The 6,102-nt window shown below is 64.9% G+C and carries 7 protein-coding genes; 4 read left to right on the forward strand and 3 right to left on the reverse strand.

The window, feature by feature from the left end; genetic code table 11:
- Positions 1 to 4 precede the first annotated feature (4 nt).
- Positions 5 to 187, reverse strand: coding sequence for a hypothetical protein (locus FV242_RS10505; RefSeq protein WP_147907115.1), 183 nt, complete (start codon positions 185 to 187; stop codon positions 5 to 7).
- A gap of 154 nt (positions 188 to 341) precedes the next feature.
- Between FV242_RS10505 and ccmA the strand changes: the two genes are divergently transcribed.
- Complete coding sequence (gene ccmA, locus FV242_RS10510) at positions 342 to 977, forward strand: heme ABC exporter ATP-binding protein CcmA (RefSeq protein ID WP_147938888.1); 636 nt, start codon at positions 342 to 344, stop codon at positions 975 to 977.
- On the forward strand, positions 974 to 1,642 hold the full coding sequence (gene ccmB / locus FV242_RS10515) for a heme exporter protein CcmB (protein ID WP_147856438.1): 669 nt from the start codon (positions 974 to 976) through the stop codon (positions 1,640 to 1,642). The genes ccmA and ccmB overlap by 4 nt, the downstream gene beginning before the upstream one ends.
- 482 nt (positions 1,643 to 2,124) lie before the next feature.
- Here ccmB and FV242_RS10520 read toward each other — a convergent pair whose 3' ends face one another.
- Both FV242_RS10520 and FV242_RS10525 read right to left on the reverse strand, forming a co-directional pair.
- Complete coding sequence (locus FV242_RS10520; RefSeq protein WP_147938881.1) at positions 2,125 to 2,901, reverse strand: hypothetical protein; 777 nt, start codon at positions 2,899 to 2,901, stop codon at positions 2,125 to 2,127.
- A complete protein-coding gene (locus FV242_RS10525) occupies positions 2,889 to 3,968 on the reverse strand; it encodes a hypothetical protein (RefSeq protein ID WP_147938882.1) in 1,080 nt (359 codons plus the stop codon). Before FV242_RS10525 ends, FV242_RS10520 begins: the two co-directional genes overlap by 13 nt.
- Positions 3,969 to 4,239: 271 nt before the next feature.
- On the opposite strand from FV242_RS10525, the gene rpsT reads away from it, so the two are divergent.
- Entirely contained in the window at positions 4,240 to 4,506 is a 267-nt protein-coding gene (gene rpsT / locus FV242_RS10530; RefSeq protein WP_147856441.1) for a 30S ribosomal protein S20, read from the forward strand.
- 491 nt (positions 4,507 to 4,997) lie between these two features.
- The coding region (locus tag FV242_RS10535; protein WP_147938883.1) for a chromosomal replication initiator protein DnaA at positions 4,998 to 6,102 on the forward strand (1,105 nt) is incomplete at its 3' end.

Here is a 6,102-nt window from a genome sequence, read left to right on the forward strand (position 1 = left end):
CTGATCAGGCGTCGACTTGCATGTCGGGCGGTTTGCCGCCGCCGAAGCAGCGCCCGACCGCCTCCCAGAACGCCGCCTGCTCCTCCGGGGTACAGAGGGCCACGCGGGCCTCGACCAGGGCCCGGCCCTCCCGCGCATCGGCCGTCGCGGCGACGTCCGCCTCGCTCGGGTGTTCCGCCTCGTTCATGAAAGCCTCCGCAACCGGTGAAAAAGCCGGCCCGTCCCGGCACGGTTCCGTTATGCGCCGCAATCGGGCATGGAGGCGCCGGGTGTCCGTTCCCGTCCGCGGGGCGGCGCGGATCGGTCTGGCCGCCTGCCGGCGGGAGAGGGCGGGGTACCGGGTGCGGCTCAGCGTCGACAATCTCGCCTGCCGCCGTTCCGGCCGGCGGATCTTCTCCGGCCTGACCTTCGCCCTCGGGCCCGGCGACGCCCTGGCGGTGACCGGGCGGAACGGCGCGGGCAAGTCGAGCCTGCTCGCCATCCTGACGGGCCGGCTGCGGCCCGATGCCGGGCGCATCGCCTTGTCCGAGGTCGGCGAGGCGAGCCTGCCCGAATGCCTCCATGCAATCGGCCACCGCGACGGCCTCAAGAGTTCGCTGTCGGCCGGCGAGAATCTGCGCTTCGCGCAGAGCCTCCTCGGCGCTCCGCGCCTGTCGCCCCGGGAGGCCCTGGACCGGCTCGGCCTCGGCCACGCCCACGATTTGCCGGTCGGCTATCTGTCGGCCGGCCAGCGGCGGCGCGTGGCCCTGGCGCGGCTGCTGGTCTGCGCGCGCCCGCTCTGGCTCCTGGACGAGCCGACCGCGGCCCTCGATACCGGCTCGCAGGCCCTCCTCGCTGGCCTGATGGCGGCCCACCGGGCGGGCGGCGGCCTGGTGATCGCCGCCACCCACCAGCCGCTGGGCCTCGACGGGGCGGCGGAGTTGCGCATCGAGCCCGGGACCGGGCCGGAGCCCGAGCCCGCGGAGGATTGGGCGTGACCCGTGCCATCCTCGCGCTGATCGCCCGCGACCTGCGGCTCGCCGGCCGCGTCGGCGGCTCCGGCGCCCTGTCGCTGGTGTTCTTCCTGATGATCGTCGCCCTGGTGCCGTTCGCGCTCGGACCCGATCTCAACCTGCTGTCGCGGATCGGCCCGGCCATCCTGTGGCTCGCCGCGGTGCTCTCGACCCTGATCGGCCTCGATCGCTTGTTCCAGGCCGACGAGGAGGACGGATCCCTCGACCTGATGACCGCCGCCCCGGTGCCCCTCGAAGGCGTGGTGCTCGCCAAGGTCACGGCGCACTGGCTGACGACGGGACTGCCCTTGGCGCTGGCATCGCCGCTCTTCGGCCTGCTCGTCGCCCTCGACGGCACCGCCATGGGCGCCACCGCGCTGACGCTGCTCGCCGGAACCCCGGCACTCAGCTTCATCGGCGCGGTCGGGGCGGCGCTGACGGCCTCGATCCGCCGGGGCGGGCTGATTCTCGCGGTCCTGGTCCTGCCGCTGATGATCCCGAGCCTGATCTTCGGCGTCTCGGCCGCCCAGGCGGCGACGGGGGGCACGGTGCCGTTCCTCGTGCCGCTCGCGGTGCTAACGGCGCTGACCCTGATCGCCGCCGTGGTCGGGACGCTTGCGGCGGCGGCGGCTTTGCGCTGGCCGGAGTGATCGTTTGCTGTCAAGTGTTATGCGCCGCCGTTGCTTTGCGACATAGCGCTATCGCAGAGCCGAAATCTAATCCATCGGATTCGCGGCCAATATCTTCAACAGATAACCATGTCCTCCATCAATGCCTCCTGTTCCTTTGAATTTCGATGCCTCGACGTGATTGTCATCGAAGCACCCTATTTCGAGCCGCAATCTGTACAGAGTTCGCATCGACCCTGATCGTATCCGGCCGATCCCTCGCAAGTCGGAATGCACTATTTGCCGCCTAAGGCTTTTAGCGCGTCGAAGATTGTATGCTTTTCCATGCGCTTCCCCTCCCCCGCGAGTCGATGCGGGTCCGTGGACGACACTGGAGACTTTGGCCAACTCCGGGTTGCCGCGACTATCTGGCTGCTGATCCCTCTATCGCGCTTATCCTTTTGCTGTTCGGATTGTGGCCGCCGTCGACGCGCTCGAATTGATACCTGTCCCTCAGGCGGCGATCATTGTTGATCCGGTCCGCCGGCGACCGTAGCGGGTGTGGCAGCTTTCTGAAATGGAAACGCTGTCGGCTGCCAGTGGCGACCGAGCTTGAACCGGTCTGCTTCGGTGCGCTCGTTCTCCCAAAGAAGCTTTGCCAAGGCCATATGATCGCGCTCTTTCAAAGCGTCCCCCACGGCGAGGCCGCTGCGAAAATAGTCTGACATCGGTTCGCCATCGATTGCTGTTTGCTTTTCATGTTGTTCTTTAAAGCTCGGAGCGATCAACTTCCAATGAATTCTTGCACTTGCAAACTCGCCAAGAGCTGCCTGCGTGAAACACATCCAGATATGATCTTTGTGAAAACTGTAGCCTCTTGATTCTCGGGATAGGATGAAGGTCACGATTTTCTCGATCGAGTCTAAGGATCTGAGAAGGGGCAGAACTTCCGTCTCAATTTGCTCGACGAAATCGCCACTGATCATCGGGTCGTCCCAATACCAGACTCCGTCCTGACCGGCGGGTTTGAACCGACGGGATCGACCAATCAAGCCGATCGATCGACCATAGCCTCCGAAATCGAATTTGTCCCCCCGGATATACAACTCCGTTAGTCGCCATTCGAGTGTGAAGTATCCACGGCTTGGTCGGTTATGTATCCGTATCTGCCTAGCGATATGACCAACACTTTGAAGGCATATAAATTTGCCGCCAGTTAGAACGACATCCTGATTTCGATCTACCAGCGGAGCAGACAAATCTCGGATTTGCTGTGCCGGTGTAAGAATCAATGTGGCCATTTCCTGGGTCTCACCTGTATCATGATAAATCGCACGTCTTCGGGAAATTTGCGTTTTGCCGCCTTGATTGTGTCGACGGCTTGTCGAGGGGTCCATCCCCTTCGGCCGGTTTTTGGATCGTAGATACATGCAGTATCGATGCGAGCTCTTTCGAATACGTCGGATCTTTTACTGCCAGATAGGATAAAATTTTGATTTGCATTCCGTTCGGCTAGAATTAGTTCTGCAACAAAATTTGGGTCTTTCTTTTCATTGATAATCTGCGCGATCTTGACGTGAATCTTTGTACCCAACTGCGTCGCGTTTGCGTATCCGCCTTGCGCTGTCACACGCGCAGTTACCTCGTCCACGATCGCTTGCACTTCCCCATTTCTTGGACAAGCTTCGTCCAATTGAGATTGTCTGAGCCGGCCAATCCAGATTGGCATACTCATTTGCGGATCGTCCCCGGTTTTATATTCTTGCGTTGTAAGCCCCAGTGCGGTGCCGTACCCGTCCTCCCGGGCAGAGAGATACGTCAGGAGTTGCAACCCAAGCTCGAAGGTTGCGATGATTGGGGCGGCAATCAGAGGTAGGGCAGGGGCCAGGGCAGGTTGAGCAAACGGTTCAGCGACGAGACCTGTCGGCGCGAAGGTGGTCCGCGACAGAACTTCACCCGTATTGCCATCTCGAATCGTCGGGGTTTCGCCGGATGTCTCGAAGATCCGGCTCTCGCCATCCGGCGCCGTGACGGTGTGTCGTTCATCGAAGGATTTTCGCCCGGCATGTACGCGGATCGAGAGGATGCGCGTCCCATCCTCGAGCGTCGTGCTGTCCGTGAGCGCGGGTGGATCCTGTCGGGACGGTCCGCCGGGTCGATCCCCGTGGAGCGAGGCCCACTGGCCACCGCCGGGGGCCGGCATCCACTCGCCGCCGTTCGGCTGTCCCGCTGGCGCGCGCGGCTGGGTCTCCCAATTTTTGGCCTGGAGCTGCCGCTGCAGGCGCATCAGCTTCGTCTCAAGGGTGAGGCGAGCCAGAACGTGACGCAGAATGATTGCTTCGCTGTGCGCTTGAGATTCGTCACGCATGGTGGCCCCGCCCCGCCGCCCTGTTACGGCCGCAAGAACAAAGCAGGAACATAGGAAAAATGTCAAGATCTAGGACGCGCGGCCCGGCCGGCTCGCTCCGGGATCTTCCGCGTTGACGCGCCGCATCGCGCTAACTATAGAGGCCACTTCGCCGGAACGACGCGCTTTTGCGTGCGCCGTTACGCGGCCATCGCCTGACAACCTGATGCGACGACCGATTCCCGGCTGAGCCGGCCCGTCGGCATCGCCCGACGAAGAGAACGAGGACTCCATGGCCAACACCGCTTCGGCCAAGAAAATGACCCGCAAGATCGAGAAGCGCACGGCGGTCAACCGCTCGCGCCGCTCGCGCATGCGCACCTTCGTCCGCAAGGTCGAGGAGGCGATCGCCGCCGGCAACCAGCAGGACGCGCTGACCGCTTTGCGGGCCGCCGAACCCGAGATGATGCGCGCTGCCCAGCACGGCATCGTTCACAAGAACAACGCCTCGCGGAAGGTCTCGCGCCTGGCCGCCCGGGTGAAGGCGCTGGCCGCCTAATCCCGCCACCGCACCACGTAAGACGACACCGAGCCCGGCCTTCGCGCCGGGCTTTTTCGTGTCCGCGTTCCGGAGCGCCGCCGGCCGGCCTGGTCCGGCCCGGGTCGCGAAGCGTTAACCCTAGGCCAGAATTTCGCACGTTGCGGAGTCTTGGGGTGGCGTGTAGCTTAACAAAAACTGACTGTGTTCAAGAAAAGACCGCCGATTTCGGGACGTGAGCGAATCATTCCGATTCGCCAAGACTCTATCCAGCGACCCGGTTGAGTCGCAGAAGACTTGCAGTTGCGAATCTGGGCCGTCCCCACAAGTCCCACTGTTAAAGGAACTGTAGGTAATTGTTGATAGGCTCTTCCAATCGGCAAAAGTTCCTTGGTGGGGAGTTGACTCCGCCAGCGGAGTCTGTCCCGCCCGATTATGCGGGACGCTGAGGGCGTAAATCGTGCGTACGCGCGGCCTGCGGGTTTCCGCCGGCGGCGTCGGGAGAGCCAGTGATGCGTGTCGACGGAACGGTGGCGAGCGACGACGAGGGCGGCCGCAGCGGCGGCAACATGGATTTCGGGCCCGCCTGGGCGCGGGTGAAGCGTCGGCTGCGCGCCGAGCTGGGCGAGGATGTGTTCGCCAGCTGGTTCGCCCGCCTGGAACTGGAGGGCGTGACCGCCGGGACGGCGCGGCTGACGGTGCCGACGCGCTTCCTCAAGAGCTGGATCGAATCACACTACCTCGACCGGGTGCTCGGCACCTTCAAGGCCGAGGCCGAGGAGATCGGCCGGATCGAAGTCGGCGTGCGCGGCACGGCCGCCCCGGTCCGTCCGGCCGCCGTCGGCGCGCCCAAGGCCGGACCGGCCAGCGGCCCGCTGGCCCGGCTCCACGCCACCGGGACGCCGACACCGGTTGCGGCCGTCGCCACGCCGTCGGAGCATCGCTCCGCCGATGCGGGCGGTGACCTCAGCGGCACGCCGCTGGACGCGCGGCTGACCTTCGCGAGCTTCGTGATCGGCCGCTCGAACGCGCTGGCCCATGCCGCCGCCGAGCGGGTCGCCCGGCACCAGGGCGAGGGCGCGCTCTACAACCCGCTCTACCTCCATGCCGGCGTCGGCCTCGGCAAGACCCACCTGCTGCACGGCATCGGCCATGCCGCCCGCGAGGCCGGCCGCCGGGTGATCTACCTGACCGCCGACCGCTTCATGTACGGCTTCGTCAACGCCCTGAAGACCCAGTCGGCCCTCGCCTACAAGGAGCGTCTGCGCGGCATCGATCTGCTGATCCTGGACGACGTCCAGTTCATTCAAGGCAAGTCGATCCAGGCGGAATTCGGCCACACCATCAACGCGCTGATCGATGCCGGCCGGCAGGTCGTCGTGGCGTCCGACCGGCCCCCGACCGAGCTGGAGGCGCTGGACGAGCGCGTGCGCTCGCGCCTGGGCGGCGGCCTCGTGGTCGAGATCACGGCCCTCGACGAGGCGCTGCGCGTCGCGACCTACGTGGCCCGGGCGATCACGGCCAACGGCCGCGACCTCGAAGGCGCGGTCAACCGTCTGCTGGCCCACGCCACGCTCACCGGCACCGCCGTCACGATGGAGACCGCCGAGAGCGCGA

Source organism: Methylobacterium sp. WL64, from assembly GCF_008039945.1.
Taxonomy (GTDB): Bacteria; Pseudomonadota; Alphaproteobacteria; order Rhizobiales; family Beijerinckiaceae; genus Methylobacterium.

What these genes read in the sequence shown, in the direction of transcription:
- FV242_RS10505 (WP_147907115.1), bottom strand. Translation starts at nt 187, where the DNA reads ATGAACGAGGCGGAACACCCGAGCGAGGCGGACGTCGCCGCGACGGCC.
- FV242_RS10520 (WP_147938881.1), bottom strand. Translation starts at nt 2,901, where the DNA reads ATGGCCACATTGATTCTTACACCGGCACAGCAAATCCGAGATTTGTCT.
- FV242_RS10525 (WP_147938882.1), bottom strand. Translation starts at nt 3,968, where the DNA reads ATGCGTGACGAATCTCAAGCGCACAGCGAAGCAATCATTCTGCGTCAC.
- rpsT (WP_147856441.1), top strand. Translation starts at nt 4,240, where the DNA reads ATGGCCAACACCGCTTCGGCCAAGAAAATGACCCGCAAGATCGAGAAG.